This is a genomic window from Thiohalobacter thiocyanaticus (assembly GCF_003932505.1).
Taxonomy (GTDB): domain Bacteria; phylum Pseudomonadota; class Gammaproteobacteria; order Thiohalobacterales; family Thiohalobacteraceae; genus Thiohalobacter; species Thiohalobacter thiocyanaticus.
Genome location: NZ_QZMU01000001.1, coordinates 1,185,369 through 1,208,761, shown reverse-complemented (window position 1 = coordinate 1,208,761; position 23,393 = coordinate 1,185,369). Strand labels below are relative to the sequence as shown.

General features: G+C 65.8%; 22 protein-coding genes. 11 read left to right on the top strand and 11 right to left on the bottom strand.

The window, feature by feature from the left end:
- Positions 1-20 precede the first annotated feature (20 nt).
- Positions 21-710 (bottom strand): hypothetical protein, encoded by a 690-nt coding sequence (locus D6C00_RS05710; protein WP_125180819.1) that lies wholly within the window; start codon positions 708-710, stop codon positions 21-23.
- A gap of 254 nt (positions 711-964) precedes the next feature.
- Here D6C00_RS05710 and D6C00_RS05705 point away from each other — a divergent pair, with 254 nt between their 5' ends.
- Positions 965-2,629, top strand: a complete 1,665-nt coding sequence (locus D6C00_RS05705; protein WP_125180817.1) for a diguanylate cyclase — start codon at positions 965-967, stop codon at positions 2,627-2,629.
- Between the two features lie 263 nt (positions 2,630-2,892).
- On the opposite strand, the gene moaC is transcribed toward D6C00_RS05705, so the two are convergent.
- Positions 2,893-3,369 (bottom strand): cyclic pyranopterin monophosphate synthase MoaC, encoded by a 477-nt coding sequence (gene moaC / locus D6C00_RS05700; protein WP_125180816.1) that lies wholly within the window; start codon positions 3,367-3,369, stop codon positions 2,893-2,895.
- An 81-nt stretch (positions 3,370-3,450) separates the two neighbouring features.
- On the opposite strand from moaC, the gene moaD reads away from it, so the two are divergent.
- Together moaD and D6C00_RS05690 are read left to right on the top strand one after the other, a co-directional pair.
- Positions 3,451-3,684, top strand: a complete 234-nt coding sequence (gene moaD, locus D6C00_RS05695) for a molybdopterin converting factor subunit 1 (RefSeq protein WP_125180814.1) — start codon at positions 3,451-3,453, stop codon at positions 3,682-3,684.
- Between the two features lies 1 nt (position 3,685).
- Positions 3,686-4,129, top strand: a complete 444-nt coding sequence (locus D6C00_RS05690) for a molybdenum cofactor biosynthesis protein MoaE (RefSeq protein WP_125180812.1) — start codon at positions 3,686-3,688, stop codon at positions 4,127-4,129.
- Positions 4,130-4,355: 226 nt separating this feature from the next.
- Here the strand turns inward: D6C00_RS05690 and ppa are convergent, their stop codons facing one another.
- The 3 genes from ppa to D6C00_RS05675 form a co-directional block, all read right to left on the bottom strand.
- A complete protein-coding gene (gene ppa / locus D6C00_RS05685) occupies positions 4,356-4,904 on the bottom strand; it encodes an inorganic diphosphatase (protein ID WP_125180811.1) in 549 nt (182 codons plus the stop codon).
- 146 nt (positions 4,905-5,050) lie between these two features.
- On the bottom strand, positions 5,051-7,063 hold the full coding sequence (locus tag D6C00_RS05680; protein WP_125180809.1) for a sodium-translocating pyrophosphatase: 2,013 nt from the start codon (positions 7,061-7,063) through the stop codon (positions 5,051-5,053).
- A 164-nt stretch (positions 7,064-7,227) separates the two neighbouring features.
- Positions 7,228-8,502, bottom strand: coding sequence for a 6-phosphofructokinase (locus tag D6C00_RS05675; protein ID WP_125180807.1), 1,275 nt, complete (start codon positions 8,500-8,502; stop codon positions 7,228-7,230).
- 458 nt (positions 8,503-8,960) lie between these two features.
- On the opposite strand from D6C00_RS05675, the gene D6C00_RS16560 reads away from it, so the two are divergent.
- The gene (locus tag D6C00_RS16560) at positions 8,961-10,307 is read left to right on the top strand and encodes an adenylate kinase (RefSeq protein ID WP_125180805.1); all 1,347 of its coding nucleotides are present in this window, start codon (positions 8,961-8,963) and stop codon (positions 10,305-10,307) included.
- 54 nt (positions 10,308-10,361) lie between these two features.
- Here the strand turns inward: D6C00_RS16560 and D6C00_RS05665 are convergent, their stop codons facing one another.
- Positions 10,362-11,486 (bottom strand): phospholipase D-like domain-containing protein, encoded by a 1,125-nt coding sequence (locus D6C00_RS05665; protein WP_206609516.1) that lies wholly within the window; start codon positions 11,484-11,486, stop codon positions 10,362-10,364.
- A 492-nt stretch (positions 11,487-11,978) separates the two neighbouring features.
- Here D6C00_RS05665 and D6C00_RS05660 point away from each other — a divergent pair, with 492 nt between their 5' ends.
- The 4 genes from D6C00_RS05660 to D6C00_RS05645 all read left to right on the top strand — a co-directional run bounded on the left by D6C00_RS05660 (position 11,979) and on the right by D6C00_RS05645 (position 15,296).
- Positions 11,979-12,473, top strand: coding sequence for a hypothetical protein (locus tag D6C00_RS05660; protein ID WP_125180803.1), 495 nt, complete (start codon positions 11,979-11,981; stop codon positions 12,471-12,473).
- Positions 12,474-12,494: 21 nt separating this feature from the next.
- Positions 12,495-13,880 (top strand): UDP-N-acetylmuramate:L-alanyl-gamma-D-glutamyl-meso-diaminopimelate ligase, encoded by a 1,386-nt coding sequence (mpl, locus tag D6C00_RS05655; protein WP_125180802.1) that lies wholly within the window; start codon positions 12,495-12,497, stop codon positions 13,878-13,880.
- Positions 13,881-14,075: 195 nt separating this feature from the next.
- The gene (locus D6C00_RS05650; protein ID WP_125180800.1) at positions 14,076-14,705 is read left to right on the top strand and encodes a flavin prenyltransferase UbiX; all 630 of its coding nucleotides are present in this window, start codon (positions 14,076-14,078) and stop codon (positions 14,703-14,705) included.
- Between the two features lie 12 nt (positions 14,706-14,717).
- A complete protein-coding gene (locus D6C00_RS05645) occupies positions 14,718-15,296 on the top strand; it encodes an LON peptidase substrate-binding domain-containing protein (RefSeq protein ID WP_125180798.1) in 579 nt (192 codons plus the stop codon).
- A gap of 183 nt (positions 15,297-15,479) precedes the next feature.
- On the opposite strand, the gene D6C00_RS05640 is transcribed toward D6C00_RS05645, so the two are convergent.
- The 5 genes from D6C00_RS05640 to D6C00_RS05620 form a co-directional block, all read right to left on the bottom strand.
- Entirely contained in the window at positions 15,480-17,486 is a 2,007-nt protein-coding gene (locus D6C00_RS05640) for a bifunctional DedA family/phosphatase PAP2 family protein (RefSeq protein ID WP_125180797.1), read from the bottom strand.
- Between the two features lie 15 nt (positions 17,487-17,501).
- On the bottom strand, positions 17,502-18,782 hold the full coding sequence (gene hemL, locus D6C00_RS05635) for a glutamate-1-semialdehyde 2,1-aminomutase (protein ID WP_125180795.1): 1,281 nt from the start codon (positions 18,780-18,782) through the stop codon (positions 17,502-17,504).
- 220 nt (positions 18,783-19,002) lie between these two features.
- Positions 19,003-19,635, bottom strand: coding sequence for a thiamine phosphate synthase (thiE, locus tag D6C00_RS05630; protein ID WP_125180793.1), 633 nt, complete (start codon positions 19,633-19,635; stop codon positions 19,003-19,005).
- Positions 19,636-19,801: 166 nt separating this feature from the next.
- Positions 19,802-20,599: a bifunctional hydroxymethylpyrimidine kinase/phosphomethylpyrimidine kinase gene (thiD, locus tag D6C00_RS05625; protein WP_125180791.1), complete on the bottom strand. Its 798-nt coding sequence runs from the start codon at positions 20,597-20,599 to the stop codon at positions 19,802-19,804.
- A 288-nt stretch (positions 20,600-20,887) separates the two neighbouring features.
- Positions 20,888-21,430, bottom strand: coding sequence for a class II aldolase/adducin family protein (locus D6C00_RS05620; protein ID WP_125180789.1), 543 nt, complete (start codon positions 21,428-21,430; stop codon positions 20,888-20,890).
- A gap of 346 nt (positions 21,431-21,776) precedes the next feature.
- Between D6C00_RS05620 and gspG the strand changes: the two genes are divergently transcribed.
- The 3 genes from gspG to gspI all read left to right on the top strand — a co-directional run bounded on the left by gspG (position 21,777) and on the right by gspI (position 23,371).
- Positions 21,777-22,199 carry a type II secretion system major pseudopilin GspG gene (gene gspG / locus D6C00_RS05615; protein ID WP_125180787.1) on the top strand — a complete coding sequence of 141 codons (423 nt, stop codon included), beginning with the start codon at positions 21,777-21,779 and terminating at the stop codon, positions 22,197-22,199.
- Positions 22,192-22,731, top strand: a complete 540-nt coding sequence (gene gspH / locus D6C00_RS05610; protein WP_158675315.1) for a type II secretion system minor pseudopilin GspH — start codon at positions 22,192-22,194, stop codon at positions 22,729-22,731. The genes gspG and gspH overlap by 8 nt, the downstream gene beginning before the upstream one ends.
- A gap of 205 nt (positions 22,732-22,936) precedes the next feature.
- Complete coding sequence (gspI, locus tag D6C00_RS05605) at positions 22,937-23,371, top strand: type II secretion system minor pseudopilin GspI (RefSeq protein ID WP_177433204.1); 435 nt, start codon at positions 22,937-22,939, stop codon at positions 23,369-23,371.
- Positions 23,372-23,393: the final 22 nt, after the last annotated feature.

Here is a 23,393-nt window from a genome sequence, read left to right as displayed (position 1 = left end):
CCTCACTCCTCACCCGCGCATCAATTCACCGGCAGCCGCGCGCGCAGGGCGTCGCGATCGTACCACCAGTTGCCGTCGATGATCACCTCCAGCACCTGGCCCAGCCGGGGCAGGAATTCACCCGGGTCGTTGAGCTGCAGTGCCTCCATCCAGATGTTGATCATCTTCGGGTCCTTGATGTCGCGATGGCGTTCGGCCACCCGGCCCAGGATCTGGGCGGTCAGGAAGGTGAGGCTCTCGTGCTCCTTGCCCTCGGTACGCAGGTCGGCGAGGTAGTGCGCCGCCGCCGCGGCCACGGCGCCGCCGTCGGAGCGCTCCGGGGTCTCGTCGACGATGTGGTGCAGCATGGTCACGCTGGTGGCCGCCTCGATCGGGTAGGTGACCGCCAGCCAGGTGCCGTTGGCCAGGGCGATGATCGACTCCGGCTGGTCGCAGCGATAGAGGATGTCGCAGGCCTCGACCGCTTCCTGCCACAGTTCATGGTCGATGAAGGTGTCGAAGATCGCACGGGCCTCGTCCCAGGCCTCGGCATTGCGGCCCAGACCGAGCAGGGCCTCGGCGATGTCGAGCCGGACCCGGGCCCGGTCAGCGGCCGGGGCGGTCTCCGGCAGGGCTTCCAGGTGCTGGCGGTGGTCGGCCAGCAGTTGTTCCAGCTCGGCCATGGACTGGCCCGTGTCCAGGGCCTGGATGGGATTGTTGTCGTCGCTCATAGGATCGGTAACGGGTGTCGGGTTCAAGGTGAACATAATGCGTATGTCGCCGGATGGATACGGCGCAGCGGAATCCAGGGGTCTGTCTTCGCGCTGCCCGCTGAATCCAGTGGCCCCTTTTACCCAAGCCCGAAGCGGAACACAACCCAGGAATTGTGCGGTATCCTCCGGCAACCTGCGCAGGTGTGAGAAAAGGGGGCGGATTCGGTGTACATTGTGCCGCTTCGGGCATGCAATGACAGGATACTTCGCTGATGGCGACTGCCGGTGACAAACGGGATGTGCAGGCGCAATTGCAGGTGCTGCGCGAGCGTTACAGCGAGGCCCTGCCGCAGCGCCTGGCCGGGCTGAACGAATACTGGCAGCAGCTGTGCCGCGACGGCTGGAGAGGGGCGCTGGCCGAAACCCTGCTGCGCGAACTGCACAGCCTGGCGGGCGGTTCTCCCACCTTCGGTTATCCGGAACTGGGCCAGACGGCGCGGGCGATGGAATACCAGCTCCAGCAATGGGTGGATCAGGGCGGGTTGCCGCGACGGGAGGAATGCGAGAGTTTCCGGGGTCGCATCCAGTCACTGATGCACCTGGCCAGCATCGTCCCGGTGCAGTCGGGGCCGCTGCCGCGGGTCCAACCCGACCCGGCGCCGGTCCGGGGCGAGCGGCTGGTCTATCTGTACAGCGAACTGCAGGCCGAAGACCTGGCCCGTCTGATCGAGCCGCTGCAGCACTTCGGCTATCTGGCTCGCGCGCTGCCCGAGGTGCAGGCCCTGGCCGAGGCCGTCGATCGGGCCCCGCCCCTGGTCCTTGTCTGCGGGGCGGATACCGGATCAGCAGACAGCCACCTGATGGAATGGCTGCGGCGGTTTCAGGCGGGCCGGGCCGTCCCGGTGCCGGTGATCTTCATCGCCCGTGACAGCAGTTTCGAGGCGCGGCTGCAGGCGGTGCGGGTCGGCGGTTACGCCTACCTGCCGCCACCGCTGGAGATCAGCGAGCTGGTGGAGCGGCTGGACGGTCTGACCGCCGAGTCCGAGCAGGCGCCTTACCGGGTGCTGCTGGTCGACGACGATGTCGCCCTGGCGCAGCATTATGCCCTGGTGCTGGAGGAGGCGGGGATGGCGGTCGAGCTTGTGCATGCGCCCGAGGGCCTGCTCGAGCGTCTGGAGGCCTTCCGCCCGGACCTGGTGCTGATGGATCTGTACCTGCCGACCTGCACCGGCATCGAGCTGGCCCGGGTGATCCGCCAGGATCGCAGCTATGTCGGGATGCCGATCGTGTTTCTGTCCACGGAGACCGATGTCGAGCGTCAGCTCGAGGCCCTCTATACCGGCGGCGATGATTTTCTCACCAAGCCCATCGGGGATCTGCACCTGGTCTCGGCAGTCAGGAGCCGGGCGCGGCGTTCCCGCGTCCTCGACAGTGTCGTCTCGCGCGACAGTCTGACCGGCCTGCTCAAGCACACCCGCATCAAGGAGGTGCTGGAGACGGAAATCGAGCGGGCCCGCCGCAGCGGCCGTCCGTTGGCCGTGGCCATGATCGATCTCGACAGGTTCAAGGAGGTCAATGACACCCACGGTCACCAGAGCGGTGACACGGTGCTGAAAAGCCTGGGCCGGCTGCTGCGTGAACGCCTGCGCAGCGGCGACAGCGCCGGGCGCTACGGCGGCGAGGAATTTCTCGCCGTCCTGCCCGACACCGATGCCGGGGGCGCGCACAAGGTACTGGACGACATCCGCAGGGCCTTTGACGTGATCGAGTATGACTCGGACACCAGTGGCCAGGTGTTCAGGGTCACCCTCAGCGCGGGCGTGGCGGTGTGCCCGGACTGTCCGGACGCAACGCAACTGACCGAGGCTGCCGACCGGGCCCTGTACCGGGCCAAGGAGAACGGCCGCGACCGGGTCGAGCTGGCGGAGGATCAGTAGGCTGGAACAAGGGCCATGTGGCGAATGGTACTTACCTTGTCGTCATTGCGGGTACCCAGAGGGCATAAACGCAGCGTGGCAATCTCGTACTGCAGAATCAACCGGTTGGAGATTGCCGTGTCACTTCGTTCCTCGCAATGACGGTGTAATTTGGCTTAAGTCAGTACCATCCGGCCATGTGGCCCGTTTCCGGCAGCGGCCGGATGTGCCGGGAAGGCCTGTTCATTTGCGTCCTTTCCGTATACTCCGTGGCGTTTTTGAACTTATTCCGCCCGCCAGTCCCCCGACTTTCCGCCGCGCTTCTCGCGCAGCCGGATGCCTTCCATGCGCATGCCGCGGTCGACCGCCTTGCACATGTCATAGATGGTCAGCAGCGCGATCTGCACAGCGGTCAGGGCCTCCATTTCCACCCCCGTCGGCCCGCGGGTCTCCACCGTGGCGGTGCAATGCACCGCGGCCGGGTCATCCCGGGTTTCGAAGCCGAGTTCCACCCGCGTCAGGACCAGGGGGTGGCACAGGGGGACCAGGTCTGCGGTCTTTTTGGCTGCCATGATGCCGGCGACCCGGGCGATGCCCAGGACATCGCCCTTCTTGTGATCGCCGGCCCGGATCATGACCAGGGTGTCGGGCTGCATCTCGATGCGGCCCTCGGCCACGGCCACCCGGTGCGTGTCGTCCTTGGCGCCGACATCGACCATGTGAGCCTCGCCGGCGGCGTTGAAGTGGGTGAGTTCCGACATGGAATTCAGGGCTTTTGCTGTGCGCGGGATGCTAGACTATACCCGATATTGCGGATCAGTGAAGCGGGTACCGAGTCGAGTATGTGGGTCAAGGTCAAATTCTTCGCCAGCCTGCGCGAGCTGATGAACCGCGCCGATGCCCGGGTCGAGCTGCCGGAGGGCGGTTCGGTGGAGGACGTCTGGCTGGCGGCCAGCGACGGGCGCGAGAAGCCGGCCAACGTGCTGGCGGCGGTGAACATGGAGTACGTCGATTTCTCCGCCCCGGTCCGGGACGGCGACGAGGTGGCCTTCTTCCCGCCGGTGACCGGGGGCTGAAATGCCGGTCGAGGTGCTGGAGAGCCCGTTCAATCCCTGGCAGCGGCTGCAGGATTACGAGACCCGCCCGGAGGCGCCGCACGGCCGTATCGGCGCGACCGCCGTGTTCGTCGGCACCATGCGCGACTTCAACCTGGATGACGGGGTCGCGGCCATGACCCTGGAACATTACCCGGGCATGACCGAGGGCTACCTGGAACGGATCAGCGCCGAGGCCGACGCGCGCTGGGGGCTGCTGGATTCACTGATACTGCACCGCGTCGGCAGGCTCGCCCCACAGGATCCCATCGTGCTGGTCGCGGTCTGGTCGTCCCATCGCCGCGAGGCCTTCGAGGCCTGCCGCTGGCTGATGGAGGAGCTCAAGTCGAAAGCGCCCTTCTGGAAGCGCGAGACCCTCACCGACGGCAGCGCCCGGTGGGTGGAGGAGAACACGCGGGGGTACTGAAAGGCGCCGAGATCAAGAGCGCCACGGAATACACGGAAAGCACGGAAAATGTTTAATGTGCGGGTTGGGCTTAGCAGGATGTAGGCCGGAATAAGGGCCATGTGGCCCGTTTCCGGCAGCGTAGGATTTGCCGGGAACGCTGCGCTTATCCCGGCCTACGTCCTGTTCAAGCCTTGTTGAACAATATCTTGTCCGTGCTTTCCGTGTATTCCGTGGCTATCTTTTTTCAGAACTTCGGCTTCTCCGGCGCCTCGTTGTACATCTTCACACTTTTCATGATCTCCTCCTTGGCCTCGTCGATACCGCCCCAGCCCTCGACGCGCACCCACTTGCCCTCGTCCAGGTCCTTGTAGTGCTCGAAGAAGTGGGCGATCTGCTCCAGCATCATGTCGGGGACGTCACGGAAGGTCTCCACCTTGCGGTACTGCTTGCACAGCTTGTCCACCGGCACGGCCAGTACCTTGGCGTCGTCGCCGGACTCGTCCGTCATCTTCAGTACCCCGATCGGGCGGCAGCGCACCACCGAGCCGGTGATCAGCGGCACCGGGGTCAGCACCAGCACGTCCACCGGGTCGCCGTCGTCGGACAGGGTGTGGGGCACATAGCCGTAGTTGCAGGGGTAGTGCATGGCCGTGTTCATGAACCGGTCCACGTACATGGCGCCGGTATCCTTGTCCACCTCGTACTTGACCGGGTCGCTGTGGGCCGGGATCTCGATAATGACATGGATATCGTTCGGCACGTCACGGCCGGAATCGACGCGATCGAGGTTCATGACAGGCTCCCAGATAAACGGAAAGGGCCGGTATTATACCGGCCCTGAATCAAAAGACTAAAGATAGCCACGGAAAGCACGGAAGTCACGGAATTTTCATTGAATGAATATTGTCCGTGTTTTCCGTGTATTCCGTGGCCATGGCATTACAACAGCGGCACGATCAGCAGCGCCACGATGTTGATGATCTTGATCAGCGGGTTGATGGCCGGGCCGGCGGTGTCCTTGTAGGGGTCGCCCACGGTGTCGCCGGTCACGGCCGCCTTGTGGGCGTCCGAGCCCTTGCCACCGTAATTCCCGTCCTCGATGTACTTCTTGGCGTTGTCCCAGGCGCCGCCGCCGGTGGTCATGGAGATGGCCACGAACAGGCCGGTGATGATGGTTCCCAGCAGCACCCCGCCCAGGGCCTTCGGCCCCAGCACCAGGCCGACGATGATGGGCACCAGCACCGGCAGCAGCGAGGGGATGATCATCTCCTTGATGGCGGCCTTGGTCAGCATGTCCACGGCGCGGCCGTAATCGGGCTTCTCGCTGTGGTCCATGATGCCGGGTTTTTCCTTGAACTGGCGCCGCACCTCGTTGACGATGCCGCCGGCCGCGCGGCCGACCGCCTCCATGGCCATGGCCCCGAACAGATAGGGGATCAGGCCGCCGATGAACAGGCCGATGATCACCATGTGATCCGACAGGTCGAAGGCGAACGACTTGCCCACCGCCTCCAGGCCGTGGGTGTAGTCGGCGAACAGCACCAGCGCGGCCAGTCCCGCCGAGCCGATGGCATAGCCCTTGGTCACCGCCTTGGTGGTATTGCCCACCGCGTCCAGCGGGTCGGTGATGTTGCGGATGGACTCGTCCAGTTCGGCCATCTCGGCGATGCCGCCGGCGTTGTCGGTGATGGGGCCGTAGGCATCCAGGGCCACGATGATGCCGGTCATGGACAGCATGGAGGTCGCGGCGATGGCGATGCCGTACAGGCCGGCCAGCTCATGGGCGCCCCAGATGGAGGCGCACACCGCCAGCACCGGGGCGGCGGTGGCCTTCATGGACACGCCCAGGCCGGCGATGACGTTGGTGCCGTCGCCGGTGGTGGAGGCCGCGGCGATGTGGCGCACCGGGCTGAACTCGGTGGCGGTGTAGTACTCGGTGATCACCACCATGGCCGCGGTCAGGGCCAGGCCGATCAGGGCCGCGCCCCACAGGGCCATGACACTGTACTGGCCGTTGTCGCCCATCATCATGCTGGTGACCGGGTAGAAGGCCGCCGCCGCCAGCACCCCGGCCACGATCAGGCCGCGGTACAGCGCGTTCATGATCTTGCCCCCCTCGTGGGCCTTGACGAAGAAGGTGCCGATGATGGAGGCGATGATGGACACGCCGCCCAGGGCCAGCGGATAGACGGCCGCGGAGGGGCCGGCGCCCTGCAGCATCAGGCTGCCCAGCAGCATGGTGGCGATGACGGTGACGGCATAGGTCTCGAACAGGTCGGCCGCCATGCCGGCGCAATCGCCGACATTGTCGCCCACGTTGTCGGCGATCACCGCCGGGTTGCGCGGGTCGTCCTCGGGGATGCCGGCCTCGACCTTGCCGACGATGTCCGCGCCCACATCCGCGCCCTTGGTGAAGATGCCGCCGCCGAGCCGGGCGAAGATGGAGATCAGCGAGCCGCCGAAGGCCAGGCCGATCAGCGGATGGATGGGGTCGGCCACCTCCATGCCCAGCAGGATGGCGTAGTAGCCGGCCACGCCCAGCAGGCCCAGGCCGACCACCAGCATGCCGGTGATCGCGCCGCCGCGGAAGGCGACCTGCATGGCGGCGTTCAGCCCCCCGTGGGCGGCCTCGGCGGTGCGCACGTTGGCCCGTACCGAGATGTGCATGCCGATGTAGCCGGCCAGCCCCGAGAACACCGCGCCGATGGCAAAGCCGATGGCAGTGGCAGAGCCGAGGAAGACCCAGACCAGGATCAGCAGCACGATGCCGGCGATGCCGATGGTGGTGTACTGGCGGTTGAGGTAGGCGCTGGCGCCCTCCTGGATGGCCTGGGCGATCTCCTGCATGCGGGCATTGCCGCTGGGCTTGGCGAGGATCCACTTGACCGAGACGGCGCCATAGACAATGGCACCGATCGCGCAGACAAGCGCGAAAATGAGCGCAGACGACATGATGGGTTTCCCTCCGTTACCTTTTGGTACCTGTGTTGGTGTTTGTTGGCTATTCTTGTTGTCCGGCCGCATCATCGGCCTTGACGGATGTCAATCGGGCACGGATGCCTTGCCGGGTGCCGGGCATAAAAAAGGGGCGCGATGCGCCCCTTTCCAAACCCAGGTTATACCTTGAAGTCCCCGAGCTTGCGCTTGACCGGCGCGTTCTTCAACCGGACGTATTTGGGCAGCCCGTCCTTGCCGTAGGGCGGGTAATCCTCGCCCTTCATCAGCGGGCCCAGGTAGTCGCGGCACTTTTTGGTGATGCCGAAGCCGTCCTTGCTGATGAAGCTCTTGGGCATCATCTTCTCGACGTTGGCGACCCGGGACAGTCTGGCCTCGCCGACCTTCCAGCGGTAGGGGTTGTTGGAGGTCCGCACCACCGTGGGCATGACCGAATTCTTGCCCTTCATGGCCAGTTCCACCGCGGCCTTGCCCATGGCGTAGGCCTGGTCGACGTCGGTCTTGGAGGCGATGTGACGCGCCGCGCGCTGCAGGTAGTCGGCCACGGCCCAGTGGTATTTCAGGCCCAGGTCCTCGCGGATCATGTTGGCCACCACCGGCGCCACGCCGCCCAGCTGGGCGTGGCCGAAGGCGTCCTTCAGGCCCTGGTCGGCCAGGAACTTGCCGTCGCGGCTCTTCACGCCCTCGGAGACCACGATGGAGACATAGCCGAACTGCTTCACCTTCTGCTTGACCGTCTGCATGAACTTGCGGCGGTTGAAGGTGACCTCCGGGAACAGGACCACCACCGGGATCTCGCAGTCCTCGGAGGAGGCCATTGCGCCGGCGGCGGCGATCCAGCCGGCGTGGCGGCCCATCACTTCCAGGATGAAGACCTTGGTCGAGGTCTTGGCCATGGAGGCGACGTCGAAGCTGGCCTCGCGGGTGGAGACGGCGATGTACTTGGCCACCGAGCCGAAGCCGGGGCAGTTGTCGGTGACGGGCAGGTCATTGTCGACCGTCTTCGGCACGTGGATGGCCTGGATGGGATAACCCATGCTCTTGGACAGCTGGGAGACCTTCAGGCAGGTGTCGGCCGAGTCGCCGCCGCCGTTGTAGAAGAAGTAGCCGATGTTGTGGGCCTCGAACACCTCGATCAGGCGTTCGTACTCGCGCTGGTTCTGCTCCAGGCTCTTGAGCTTGTAGCGGCAGGAGCCGAAGGCCCCGGAGGGGGTGTGACGCAGCGCGGCGATCGCGCTCTTGGGTTCCTTGCTGGTGTCGATCAGGTCCTCGGTCAGGGCACCGATGATGCCGTTGCGCCCGGCATAGACCTTGCCGATTTTGTCCTTGTGCTTGCGCGCGGTCTCGATCACGCCGCACGCACTGGCATTGATAACGGCGGTCACGCCCCCCGATTGTGCGTAGAAAGCGTTCTTCTTGCCCGACGATGTCGCCATGGTGTACTCCCAGGTTTATTGATTTGACGGTAGTGAAATGCAGGCGCGGCGCAGGGCGGTCCCGGCTGGCAGGGGCCGAGCCGGTTCGCCGGAACACCTCTGCAGTCTGGTCTGCAGGGCCCGATACTCGGATTTGTTGAAATCGGGTGTCTGCGTCATCTGATTTCGGTCGCATGCCTGGGCCGCAAGCAGGCGGTGCTCACCGGAATCCGGGGCAATAAAACACGCCAGCCGCCGGTGTTGCAACCCTGGCGGTGTATTCGGCGGTTACCGCGTTGACTTACGGTGACTTGAGGCGGTAGCTTAAACGCATGAGGGGGGCGGGGCCATCTAAAAAATTGTATGCGCCCATGCAAAAAAATTAATACGCCGCCGCTGCGGGCGGCCCTGGCGCATACCTGTCCGCCATGATTTCGACGCTACCGGATAACGAATAACATCTAAGGAGCCACCGCCAAATGAGAATCGTATTGCTGGGCGCACCGGGTTCGGGGAAGGGGACCCAGGCCAAACGTCTTCAGGACAAGTACCGAATCCCGCAGATCTCCACCGGCGACCTGCTGCGTGCCGCTGTCGCCGCCGGCACCCCCCTGGGGCGCCAGGCCAAGGCGGCCATGGACGCCGGGCAGCTGGTCTCCGACGACATCGTGCTGGGCATCATCCGCGAGCGGCTCCAGGAACCGGACGCCCGCCGCGGCTTCATCCTCGACGGTTTCCCCCGCAATCAGTCCCAGGCCGAGGCGCTGGACACCCTGCTGGAGGAGATCGGCCAGCCGCTGGAACTGGCGCTGCTGATCAACGTGGATTTCGACATCCTGATGCAGCGCCTGACCGGACGGCGTACCTGCACCAGCTGCGGCTGGACCTGCAATGTCTACTCTTCCCCGCCGCACGTCGATGGGGTCTGTGATGAATGCGGCGGCAACCTGCATCACCGGGCTGACGACAACGAGGAGACCATCGGTAACCGGCTGCGGGTCTACGAGACCCAGACTACGCCGCTGATCGAATATTATCGTGGCCAGGGCAAGCTGCGCACCGTCCAGGGCGTGGGCGAGATCGAGGACATCTTCAAGGCCGTGGTCCGGGTCGTCGAGGCGGAAACCGCCGGTCAGCCCGCTACCCCGGCGGCCGGCGCCCCGGCCGCCCCTGCTGCCCCGTCCCGGCCGGCACGCAGTCAGGCCGTCAGCAGCGCTGCCCGCGCCATTGCCGCGCAGCGGGCCGCCGGTGCCGGGGCAGAGGCGCGCGAACCCGCCGCGGCGGCTGACGACAGGCCCGCTGCGACCGGAAAGGCCGTCGGGAAGAAGGCCGCAGCCCCGAAAAAATCCGCGAAGAAGGCCGCGAACAAAAAGCCGGCGGTGAAAAAGAAGGTCGCGGCCAAGAAGAAAGCCAAAGCCGCGGTCAAAAAGAAAGCTGCAGTCAAGAAGAAAGCCGCGATCAAAAAGAAGGTAACGGCCGGGAAAAAGGCGGCCGTGAAGAAAAAGGCGGTTGCAAAGAAGAAGGTGGCCAGAAAGAAAGCGGCCGCCAGGAAGGTGGTTGCCAAGAAGAAAGCGGCGAGGAAAAAGGTCGGCACCAGGAAGACGGCCGCGAAGAAAAAGGCTGTCGCGAAGAAGAAGGCCGCCGTGAAGAAGAAAGTGGCGGCGAAGAAGAAAACGGCGAGGAAGAAGTCGACCAAAAAACCGGCGGTGAAAAGGAAGGCGGCGAAAAAACCCGCGCGCAAGGCCGCTCCGAAGAAAAAAACGGCGAAGAAGAAGACCGCAAAGAAGAAGCTGGCAAGGAAGAAAACGGCCCGAAGAAAACGTTGATCAGGTTATACCGGGACTCGCGCAGCGTTCCCGGCAGGCCCGGCCTGCACTGTCTCACGGGCGGATGGCGCTTTCGGAGAGCTGATCGATCAGGCCGTAGACATATTCCCGCAGCCGTTCCAGCCGCGGGCGCTGCAGCCAGTCCTCCAGCCGGATCTCCTCGCTGTGCCGCAGGTCCGCATCCAGCATGGCCGTGACCTCAGCCTTGAAGGCTGCGTCCTCGATTTCCTGGTTTGCTTCCAGGTTCCAGCGGAAGTTCCAGCGGTCGAGGTTGCTGGAGCCGATGCTGACCCAGTCATCACACAGCACCACCTTCTGGTGCAGTATCCGCGGTTGATATTCGAAGATGCGCACCCCGGCGCGCAGCAGCCGGGCATAGTGGCGGCGGCCGGCGAAGCGCACACCGGGATGATCGGTCAAGGGCCCGGGCAGCAGCAGACGCACGTCGCGTCCCCGGCGGGCGGCCCGGGCCAGCGCCCGGCGCAGCTTCCAGGGCGGCACGAAATAGCCGGTGCTGAGCCAGAGCCGGTGCTGGCAGCGACGGATCCGGCGCAGCAGGTGGCGCTTGATTTCGGTATAGGGCCGGCGCATGGCGCTGGCCACGCGGCCGCGCTGTCCCCCGGCCATGGACGGCGGCCGGTCCGACGGCAGTACCTCGCCGGTGCCGGCGCCCCAGTTGGCGGCGAATAATCGGGCCCAGTCGCCGGCGTTCGGGCCTCGGATCTGAATGCCGGTTTCGCGCCAGGGCTGCGGGCTGTCCGGGCTGAAAGCGTCGGTGATGCCCCAGCCGCCGCTGAAGGCCAGTTCGCCGTCGACCACCAGGATCTTGCGATGGTCTCGGAACAGGTTGCGGCGCAGCCGGCCGTAGTTCAGCGGATTGTAGAGATGCAACCGCATGCCGTCAGTCTGCAGTGCGGTTTTGTCGGCGCGGCTCAGGCCGCGCGTACCGAAATCATCCAGCAGCACCCGCACGGTCACGCCGCGGCGGGCCGCGTCCCGCAGGGCTGTGATGAAGGCCGCGGCGGTATGCCCCGACTCCATGAGATAGGTCTCCAGCCAGACGCTGCGCCGGGCCTGCCTGATCGCCTCCAGCATGGCGGGGAAGATGGCCGCGCCGTCAATGAGCAGGCGGAAGTCATTGCCCGTGCGCCAGGGGAGGTTCAGCTTGGGATGGGCCATCTTCATCCGGGGGACGCAAGTACCATGTAACACCTTAAATGACGCCTTCAGCGAGGCGAAAAGCGGCCAGATGCAAGGCACTTGCCCGCCGGGGTAGCCATTCTACCTCAAGGGCAAGTAACGCGGCAGATGGCCGCTTATCGCCTCGCCCGGAGGGAGCCCCCGAGCGACGCCAGTGCGGCGTTGCAGCGCTTGACAAGGGAATGACCCTTGCCTGCGCACTGCGCCTCGCCTCAAGGCGCCTACTGTTGGTGCCCTGACATCGCTCGGGGGCTCTGAAGGCGTCATTTAAGGTGTTACATGGTACTAATCGAAAGCCGCTGGCATGGCAATATGGTATGTTACAGGCGTGGTTCCGGCCTGTAGGATGGGTGGAGGTGCATGGCGCCGTAACCCATCGCCGGCCGTGAATGCTGATGGGTTGCGCTCCGCTACACCCATCCTATTCTCGGCGACCCTGATCCTGGCCTTATGTCTGCACTTTTGAAATTCATGCTCGATCTGTGCCTGCTCCGGGTCGGGCCCCAGCGGTTGCCGGCGGCGCGGGAGTTGCTGTGGTTGTTCGTGGTGGCCTATGTAACGCTGGGCGTGGTGGTCTATCTTTCGCGCTACGAGCTGCGCTTCGCCCTCAGTGCCAGCGTGCTGGAAACCCTGCTGGTAGCGGCCTTCATCCAGCTGTTGCTCAGGGCCTGGGGCAGGCCTGAGCGCTTCACCCAGACGCTGACGGCATTACTCGCGGGCTGGACCCTGCTGGGGCTGCTGGTCGCCCCGCTGGTCTATGGCACCCAGGGCATGGAGCCGGACAGCCGGGATGCGGTGCTGGTGTTCGTGGGCATGACCCTGTACCTGGCCTGGAGCCTTGCCGTGCTCGGCAACATCCTCCACCATGCGCTGGAGGTGCCGCTCTACGGCGGGATCGGTCTGGGCGTGGTCTATTTCATGTTATCCCAGATGGTGGTGGCCGCCGCGCTGCCGGTGGCGAACTGAGGCTGAGGCCGGATCGAAGCAATGCATATACACATTCTCGGTATCTGCGGCACCTTCATGGGCGGGATCGCGGTCCTGGCGCGGGAGTCGGGCATCGAGGTCTCGGGCGCCGATGCCAATGTCTATCCGCCCATGAGCACCCAGCTCGAGGCCCAGGGCATCGCGCTGCAGGAGGGCTACCGGGCGCAGGACCTGCCGTCGGCGCCGGACGCGGTGGTCATCGGCAATGCCCTGGCGCGCGGCAACCCGGCCGTCGAAGCCGTGCTGGATGCGGGTCTGCCCTATACCTCGGGGCCGCAGTGGCTGGCCGACAATATCCTGAAGGACCGCTGGGTGCTGGCGGTGGCCGGCACCCACGGCAAGACCAGCACCGCCAGCATGCTGGCCTGGATCCTGGACTACGCCGGGCTCGAACCGGGATTCCTGATCGGCGGGGTGCCGGGCAACTTCGGCATCTCCGCGCGTCTGGGCGGTTCGCCCTTCTTCGTGGTCGAGGCCGACGAGTACGACACCGCCTTCTTCGACAAGCGCTCCAAGTTTGTCCACTACCGTCCGCGTACCCTGATCCTGAACAATCTCGAATTCGACCACGCCGACATCTTCGATGACCTGGGCGCCATCCAGCGCCAGTTCCATCACCTGGTGCGCACCGTGCCGGGTCAGGGGCTGATTGTGGAGAATGCCAATGACGCCCATGTCGCCGAGGTGCTGGAGATGGGCTGCTGGACCCCGACCGAGACCGTCTCGGTGGGCGAATTCCCCGCCCAGTGGCAGGTGCGGGTGCTGAAGGCCGACGGCAGCGAGTTCGAAGTCCTGTTCGAGGGTCAGCCACAGGGCAGGGTGCGCTGGAACCAGCTCGGCCAGCACAACCTGCACAATGCGCTGGCCGCCATTGCCGCCGCCCGCCACGCCGGGGTGCCGGTCGTTCAGGCCACCGCCGCGCTGGGTGAATACCGGGGCGTGAAGCGGCGTCTGGAGGTGCGCGGCGAGGTGCGCGGCGTGACCGTCTACGATGACTTCGCCCATCACCCCACGGCCATCGAACTCACCCTGCAGGGCCTGCGCCGCCACCGGGGCGAGGGACGTATATTCGCCGTGCTGGAGCCGCGTTCCAATACCATGCGCCTGGGCGTGCATCGCACCACCCTGGGCCCGGCGCTGGACAGTGCCGACCGGGTGTGGCTGTACCAGCCGCCGGACCTGGGCTGGGATCCGGCCGAGGTCGACGGCCGCAGCCGCGCGCCGGTGCGGGTGATGCGCGAGCTTGATGCCCTGGTCATGGACGTGGTGGCCCACGCCCGTCCGGGTGATGCCATTCTGGTCATGAGCAACGGCGGCTTCGGCGGCATCCATGACAAGCTGCTGGACGCGCTGCGAATGTCAGAGGCGATCGAGGCCGGCGGGTGAGAGATACAGGGGTGGTCAAGCCAGCGCCGGGCGGGAGAGGCCTTCGGGCTTAGCGTGCAGACTTCGCACATGCGCCCAAAGACCTCTCCCGCCCGGCGCTGGCCCGCACCTGTGGATTCATTCTTTTGCTATCTCTGCGCCTTTGCGTCGCTGCGTTGAAGGATTTTCAAGTCAGATGACAAATCGGAGCAAGCCATGACTCTGCCCGCCCGCCAGCCCGTCGCCGTCGCCATTACCGGGGCCTCCGGGGCCCAGTACGCCCTGCGGCTGCTGGAGTGCCTGATCGAGGCCGACGAGGAGGTCTGGCTGATGCTGTCCGAGCCCGGGCAGATCGTCATCGGCATGGAGACCGACCTGTCCCTGCCGGGCCGCAGCCGCGACATCCAGCGCTTTCTGACCGAGTACTTCGCCGCCGACGAGGGACAGCTGCAGGTATTCGGGCGCAAGGAATGGACCGCGCCGGTGGCCAGCGGCTCCAGTGCGCCGCGGGCGATGGCGGTCTGTCCCTGCACCATGGGCACCCTGGCCTCCATTGCCTGCGGCACCAGTGGCAATCTGATCGAGCGCGCCGCCGACGTGATGCTCAAGGAGGGCCGCAAGCTTATCCTGGTGCCGCGCGAGACGCCTTTTTCCGCCATTCATCTGGAGAACATGCTCAAGCTGGCGCGGCTGGGCGTGGTGATGCTGGCGGCCAATCCCGGCTTCTACCACCGGCCCCAGACGCTGGAGGATATTGTGGACTTCGTGGTCGCGCGTATCCTGGACCAGCTCGAAGTGCCGCATACCCTGTCCTCGCGCTGGGGGGATCTGTTCGAGGAGGAGTAAACTCGCCACATCATGGCCGAGACCCTGCCCATCTTTCCGCTCCAGACCGTCCTGTTCCCGGACGGCGTGCTGCCCCTGCGCATCTTCGAACCGCGCTACCTGGACATGGTGGCCGACTGCCTGCGCAACGACTCCGGTTTCGGGGTCTGTCTGCTGCGCAGTGGCCGCGAGGCGGGCCCGGCCGCACCCTGTCATGCAACCGGTACCGTCGCGATGATCGAGGACTGGGAGCAGGGCGAAGAGGGCCTGCTGCACATCACCGTCCGTGGCCGGCAGCGCTTTCGCCTGTTGCAGTCGCGGGTCCGGCCGGACCAGCTCACCCTGGGCGAGGTGGAGTGGCTGGAGTTCGAGCCGGCGGCTCCCGTGCCCGCCGGGGCCCGCCTGCTGCCTGGGCTGCTAGGCCGGCTGATCGAGGAGCTGGGGCCGCCATTCGACCGGCTCGAACTGCGCGACAACGACCTGGGCTGGGTCACGGCCCGGCTCACCGAGATCCTGCCTCTGGCCCTGCCGACCAAGCAGCAGTGGCTGGAGGCCGCCGATCCGCAACAGCGGGCCGAGGGGCTGCTGGAGTTTCTGCGGAGTCAGAAGTGAGGGGTGAGGCGTGAGGAGAAGACCAGGATGGTCGCGGTCATCCCACCCCTTTTATCCGTCATCCCGGCGAAGGCCGGGATCCAGATACCGCTGTGGCCACTGGATCCCCGCCTTCGCGGGGATGACGCGGGGGATATAGTCACCCTCCTCATGCCTCACTCCTCACGCTTCACCCCCTCACCCTCAATACACCAGCATCACCTTCACCGGCGCCATTGTCCGCCCGGTCGGCCGGGGGCGCATCTCGACCTGGAACCCAGTCTGCAGATCGGCCAGCAGCTCCAGACCGGCGGCCGGATCATAGCGGGTATCGAGAAAGACCAGATAGGCAAAGCGCCGGGTCGGCTCCAGCACACTGACGCTGCCGATCCACAGCGGGGTGCGGGTGCTGTGCTGGACCCGTTCGGAGCGCCACAGGCGCAGGATGGTCAGGCGATTGTCATCGCCGGCCTTGATCAGACGCAGTGATTCATAATGTCCGTCATGGATCTGCGGCAGCACCGGCAACCGGGTGGCGGTGGCATCCGGCGACAGCCACAGCAGCAGGTTGTCGAAGGCGGGCGGCGGCGGGCTGCGCCAGCCCCGGGCGGTGAGCGCGGCCTCGAGTGCTTCCAGCGCGCCCAGGTACTGGACGTTCAGGGGGTGCTGCTCGCCCGCCGCCAGATCCAGGCGGTAGGCGGGCAGTCCGCGCCAGTCACCGGCCAGCCACTCGCTCCGGTTCAGCGGGGTCTTCTCCTGTACCGGGGCATAGCGGACCAGGGCCCGCTCGAATCGCATCCCGGTATGGCTGGCCGCCAGCGCCAGGTGCAGCACCAGGAATACACCCAGCAGCCGGCGCCAGGGCAGGGCGGGTGCGGGATGGCGTCGGTAGGCGATGCCGAACAGGGCCACCGTGGCCAGCCCCAGGGCCAGGCCGCCGGCGATGTCGCTCAGCCAGTGCGCGCCCAGGTAGAGTCGGGAGAAGGCGATCAGTACGATGGGCAGGCTGGCCAGGCTGTAGGGCAGCCAGCGGCGCTCGGGGCTGATCTCGCGGGAGATCAGGATCGCCAGGAAGCCGTAGCCGACCACGGCCAGGGTGACGTGCACACTGGGGAAGGCGAAGGCGGCCACGCCCTCGTACATGGCCAGGGGGCGGGCCACCTGCAGCAGCGTCTTCAGGCCCTGAGACATGGCCCAGGCGCCGAGCGCGGCGAACAGCCAGTGGCCGGCGGCCCGGCCATAGCCGCGCCAGGCGAGCCAGGCCAGGATCAGGGTCAGGCCGGTCAGCACCGGCAGGCTGTCGCCGGTGGTGGTGATGGCCACGAAGATGCGGTCCGCGGTCGGGTTGCGCAGCTCCTGCAGGCCGGCGTGCAGCCAGTGGTCGATGCCGATCAACGGTTGGGCCAGCAGCAGCCCGAGCGCTGCCACCGACAGGAACAGCAGCAGCATCCACAGGGCCAGGCCCCGGGCCTCGGGATGCTCCGGCTCCAGCAGGGCGCCGGCCAGCGGCCGCAACCGCGGGTGGCGGCGGCCCCAGACCAGGGCCCGGTCGGTCCAGCTGGCCAGGTGCGGCTGCAGCAGGTTGAACAGCCGGTGGATCAGCCACAGGCTGAACCAGACCAGGCCCACGATCAGCAGGATCAGCACGACCAGCCGGCCGGCGACCTCGGCGGCCAGGCTGAGCGAGGCCCCGAACACCACGCCCGGGATCAGGTAGGCCGGCGCCCAGACCAGGGCCGAGAGCACATTGACCAGCAGGAAACGCCCGGTGGGCATGTCCAGCATCCCCGCCACCGCCGGCAGAAAGGGCCGCACCGGACCGATGAAGCGGGCGAAGACCACGCTCTTGCCGCCGTGGCGGTGAAAGAAGTCCACGCCGTGATTGATCAGGCCCGGATAGCGCCGGAAGGGCCAGATCACCCGCATGCGCTGGTGAAAGTGCCGGCCCAGCCAGAAACTCAGGCCGTCGCCGGTCACGGCGCCGGCCGCGGCCCACAGGCAGGCCGGCCAGAAGGCCAGGGCGTCGGTGGCGATCAGGGCGCCGATGGCGAACATCAGCACCGTACCCGGCAGGAACAGGCCGACCACCACCAGCGATTCCAGACAGGCGGTGAGAAAAACCAGGAAGTAGGCGCGTCCGGGATAGAGCTCGATCCAGACGACCAGATCGTTGAAGCTCTGATGCAGCCAGCCGGACAGCTCGCCGAGCATGGGCGGGTTTACGCCCTAGATCTCGCTGAACACGTTCTCCGCCGCGTCCAGGGTGGCCGTGACGGCGGCCTCGTCATGCGCGGCGGAGACGAAACCGGCCTCGAAGGCCGAGGGCGCGAGATACACGCCCCGCTTGAGCATCTCGTGGAAGAACAGCCTGAACCGGTCCAGATTGCACTGGCCGACCTGGTAGAAGTTGCCGACCTGTTCGGCCTCGGTGAAGAAGAGCCCGAACATGCCGCCGACACAGTTGCAGGTCATGGGGATGTCATGCGCACGGGCGCGCTCGACGATGCCCTCGGCGATGCGCCGGGTCCGGGTGGCGAGTTCGTCATGGAAACCGGGCCGGCTGATGCCCTCCAGCGTGGCCAGGCCCGCCGCCATCGCCACCGGATTGCCGGACAGCGTGCCGGCCTGGTAGACCGGCCCCAGCGGGGCCAGCATCTCCATGATCTCGCGCCGGCCGCCGAAGGCGCCTACCGGCATGCCGCCGCCGATGACCTTGCCCAGGGCGGTGAGATCGGGAGTGACGCCATAGTGCGCCTGGGCGCCGCCCAGGGCGACGCGGAAGCCGGTCATCACCTCGTCGAAGATCAATACCGACTCGTACTCGTCGCAGATGGCGCGCAGGCCCTCGAGAAAACCCGGGGCCGGCGGCACGCAGTTCATGTTGCCGGCCACCGGCTCGACGATGATGGTTGCGATCTGCCCGCCCAGGTGACCGAACACCTCTTTCACCTGATCCAGGTTGTTGTACTCCACCGTCAGGGTGTGCTCGGCCAGCGCCACCGGCACGCCCGGCGAGGTCGGTACACCCAGGGTCAGCGCCCCGGAGCCGGCCTTGACCAGCAGCGAGTCGGCATGGCCGTGATAGCAGCCCTCGAACTTGAGGATCTTGTCGCGGCCGGTGAAGGCCCGGGCCAGTCGGATCGCGCTCATGGTGGCCTCGGTGCCGGAGTTGACCATGCGCACCATGTCCATGGACGGCACCAGCTCGCAGACCCGGTCGGCCATGGTGGTCTCGGCCTCGGTCGGTGCACCGAAGCCCAGGCCGTTGGCGACCGTGTCGATGACCGCCTTGATTACGTCCGGATGGCTGTGGCCCAGGATCATCGGGCCCCAGGAGCCGACATAGTCCACATAGCGCTGGCCGTCGGCGTCGTGCAGATACGGGCCCTCGCCGCGAACGAAATAGACAGGCTCACCGCCCACACCCTTGAAGGCGCGCACGGGTGAATTGACGCCGCCGGGGATGTGTTTCTGGGCCTGGGTGAAGAGGTCGTGGGAACGGGTCATGGTGAATCCTTGTCAGGCAGATACAAGATACAAGAGACGAATGGCACCTGGATAAACCGGACTTCAGTGTATCCGTCATTCCCGCGGAGGCGGGAATCCAGTGTCTGGCAGTGTAAACGAACCCTGGATCCCCGCCTCCGCGGGGATGACGGGGCTGAACCAGGTGCCATTCATGCAAGAGACAAGATGCAAGCCGAAAGATACAGGCAACGCTGATTGTTCAACGGTTTCTGCTTGTCTCTTCTGCAAACAGCGCCGCATAGCGCCGGGCCGCTGCTTCGATGTCGGCAGCCCCGAACAGGCCGTGGATCACCGCCAGCATGTCCGCGCCGGCCGCGAGCAGCGAGCCGCCATTTTCCGGCGTGATGCCGCCGATGGCAACCAGGGGCAGGTCGAGTTCCCGGCGGGCGGCGCGCAGCAACTCGGCCCCGGCCTGCACCGCGTCGGGCTTGGTGCGGGAGGGAAAGAAGCGGCCGAAGGCGACATAGTCGGCGCCGCCATCCCGCGCCCGGCGGGCGCGTTCCAGTTCGTTGTAGCAGGACACGCCGATGATCGCCTGCGGACCCAGGCGCTCGCGGGCGGCGGCGATGGCCGGATCGTCCCGCCCCAGGTGCACGCCGTGGGCGCCGACGGCGGCGGTGAGTTCGACGTCGTCGTTGACCAGGAACAGGGCGTCGTGGTCGCGGCACAGGGTGTTGAGCTGTGCCGCCAGTGCCTGCCTGCGCGCCCGGTCCGGGCGCTTGTCGCGGAACTGAACGGCGCGCGCGCCGCCGGCGAGGGCCGCGGTTACGCCCTCCACCAGGCGGTCATCGGGCAGCAGGTCGGGGTCGGTGATGGCGTAGAGGCCGTGCATGCTGGGGATTAGGGGCTGGGTAATAGGGATTAGGATTGAGCGCTTCGAGGCCTGCCCCCTGTTGAGTGACAAATCGTCATTGCGAGCGCAGCGCGGCAATCTCTTGATGCAGCATCAAACGTTTGGAGATTGCCACGGCGCACTGCGCCTCGCAATGACGGGTTTATTAGAGTTCCTCCGGCCGCGCCCAGAACAGCCGGTTGGGCAGCTGCTGGCCCATGCCGAGGCGATAGCCCTGCTTGAGCGTCTCCCAGGTGTATTCCTGTGCCTCGTGCACGGCGCCGAAGGGCTCCAGGCCCTGGGCCAGCAGGCCGGCGCAGGCCGAGGCCAGGGTGCAGCCGGAGCCGTGGTAGCTGCCGGCCAGGCGTTCCCAGGTGAAGGATTCCAGCAGCCGGTTGTTGCCGAACAGGTGATTGACCACATGCTGGGTGTTCTCGTGGGTGCCGGTCACCAGCACGAACTCGGTTCCGTGAGCCAGCAGCGCCATGGCACAGGCCTCGAGCGTGTCGCCCTCGGGGGCGAGGCTGCGCACCTCCAGACTGTTGGGCGTGAGCAGAGTGGTGTGCGGCAGCAGCAGTTTGAGCATGGCGTCGAGGGTTTCCTCGTCGACCAGTTCGCTGCCGTTGCCCGATGCCAGCACCGGATCCAGCACCACCGGGATGTCCGGGTAGTCGATCAGCACCGCATGGATGTTCTCGATGATGTCCACGCTGCCGAGCAGACCGATTTTGATGACGGCGACCGGCATGTCCTCCAGTACCGCGCGGGCCTGTTCGGCAACCAGGATGCCGTCGATGGGCGCCAGACTGTGGATGTCGCGGGTGTCCTGCACTGTCAGGGCCGTGATCACCGGGGCGCAGTGACAGCCCTGGCTGGCCAGGGCCTCGATGTCGGCCTGGATGCCGGCGCCGCCGCTGGGATCATTGCCGGCAAAGGTGAGGACGACGGGGACGGGTGAGGACATGGAGGGTTCCTTGGGGACTGCCTGATATCCGATTCTAACTTATTGAGTGAGGAGTGAGGAGTGAGGAGAAATTCAAAATGGTGGTTGCCATGCCCCCATTCCCGTCATCCCGGCGCAGGCCGGACAAAAGCGCGTAGCGCGTTGAACGCCCATAGGGCGGCCCGGAGGGCGAGCGCAGCGAGTAATCCAGATACCGCAGCGGCGACTGGATCCCCGCTTTCGCGGGGATGACGGATAAGAGCGGGTATCAGCCAAGCCCTGGTTTTCTCCTCACCCCCTCACTCCTCACTATCTGATCAACCACGCCAGCCGGGCGGAGGATTCGAACGAACAGGTCCACTTGTAGGCCCGGTCCAGCGATTCGGCGCAGACATAGACGCCGTGGCCGCGCACCACCGCCGCCGGCCGCTCGGCCAGTTCGGCCGCGACCCGGCCGGGGGACTCCGCCAGGTAATCCTCCAGCGATATGTCCAGCACCGGAATGCGGTCGAAGTAATACTGGCCTTCGAAGTCGACCGGGGTGAAATCGCGCCCGTCGAAGGTCATGCTGACACTGTAGGGACCGTGGCTGTGCAGGATGGCGGTGGCGGCCGGGTTGGCCCGATAGACGGCCTGATGCAGGGGGGCGTCGAGCGAGGCCCCGTCGGGCGCGGGCGCCTCGACCTGTCCGTGTATCAGGTCATCGATTGTCAGCGTGTCCGCACAGGCCCCGGTCGGGGTGATCCAGAAATCCTCCCCGCTGCGCACCGAGGCGTTGCCGCTGTGCGAGTCGTTGAGCCCATACTGGCGCAGCCAGCGGTAGTACTGTACGAGCGACTGCCGCAGATCCATGAATTTTCCCTGTTTTTAAGATTTAAAGATAGCCACGGAATACACGGAAAAAAACCGGAAGTCCATGATTGGGTTGCATGAGTGCCTTGATGGATACCTTCTGTCGGGTTTTGCCGAAAAAGACACTAATATTTTGATTTAAAATCTTATTTTTTGCGCTCCGTGATCTGTGCAGGCAATTTTGAGCGGGACCGATCATTCTCGATCTTGATTGAAAGAATCACTTTTTCCGTGCCTTCCGTGTATTCCGTGGCGCTCTTTACCGCAGGTCAGTTTAATGACCCGGCACTCTATCTGTCATCCGATTCGCGTTACAATCGAACCGCAATCATTCAAAGGAACAGGCATGAGCAGGCAACACAGTCAGAAGGGTTTCACCCTGATCGAAATCATGGTGGTGGTGGTCATCCTCGGGATCCTGGCCGCGGTGGTGGTGCCGCGGATCATGAGCCGGCCGGATGAGGCGCGCATCGTCAAGGCCCGGGCCGATATCCAGGCGCTGGAGTCGGCGCTGAACCTCTACCGCCTGGACAACTACACCTACCCGACCACCGACCAGGGCCTGGAGGCGCTGGTGGAAAAGCCGACCTCGCCCGAGCCGCCGCGCTGGAAGGAAGGCGGTTATCTGGACCGCATGCCGCGCGACCCCTGGCAGCGGCCCTACCAGTACCTCAATCCCGGCCAGCACAGCGAGATCGACATCTTCTCCCTGGGCCCGGACGGCCGGCCCAATACCGATGACGACATCGGCAACTGGGATCTTGAATAAACGACCCGCGGCCGGCTTCACCCTGTTCGAACTGCTGGTGGTGCTGGCCATCGTCGGCATCCTCGTCACCGCCGTGACCCTGTCCGTCGGGGGTGATCGCCGCGGCGACGCCCTGGCCCGGGAAAGCCAGCGCTTTGCCGCCCTGGTGCGACTGGCCGCCGAACAGGCCGTGCTGCGCAGCGAGGAATGGGCGGTGCAGGTTGATCCGGACCGCTATCGCTTCCTGCGCCTGGACGAGACGGTCGGCCAGGAGCCCGAATGGCTGCCGATCGAGGACGATGCCCTGTTCCGGGCCCGCGAACTGGAACCGGGCACCTGGCTGGAGCTGGAACTGGAAGGCCGGGACATGACGCTGGTGGACACCGGCGAGGACGAGAACGAGGAGGCCATCAAACCCACCCTGCTGCTGCTCTCCAGCGGAGAGGTGAGTCCCTTCGTGGCCGAATTCAGTGCCCGCAGCACCGACAGCCGTTTCCGCATCACCAGCAACCTGATCGGCGAGCTGGAGTGGGAGCGGGTGGATGATTCGTGAGGCGTGAAGCGTGAAGCGTGAGGAGAAAATCGGGATGGTGGCGATCATTTCCCCCTTGCCCGCCGCCGCCCTTTTACCCGTCATCCCCGCGCAGGCGGGGATCCAGATACCGCTGCGGCCACTGGATCCCCGCCTGCGCGGGGATGACGGAAGCAGTCGCATAGGTCGGATCAGTCCGTCAGGGCATAACTCGACACAGGCCGCCGTGCGTGACGGGTCACGCGGTACTGTCCCGACCTGCGCCAGATCTCCCCGCGCCTCACGCCTCACGCCTCACTCGCTACGCGGCTTCACCCTGATGGAGCTGCTGGTCGCCCTGCTGGTGATCAGTCTGGGCATGCTGGCCGCGGTCAAGGCCGGCGGCAGCTATGCCGGCAACCTGGATTATCTCCAGCAGCGCACCTATGCCCAGTGGGTCGCGCGCAATGTACTCAATGAGCTGCGGCTCACCGAGCGGGCCGCCACCAGCCGCCGGCGTCAGGACGAGACCCGCTTCGCCGAGCTCGACTGGCACTGGGAGGTCGAGTTCGACGACACGCCGGATCCTGAAATGGTCCGGGTCGAGGTCCGGGTCTGGGCGGGGCGTGACGATGACGGCGAGCCACTGGCGCTGCTGACCGGGTTCATGGAGAAGCCGTGAGGCGTGAGCGTGAAGCGTGAGG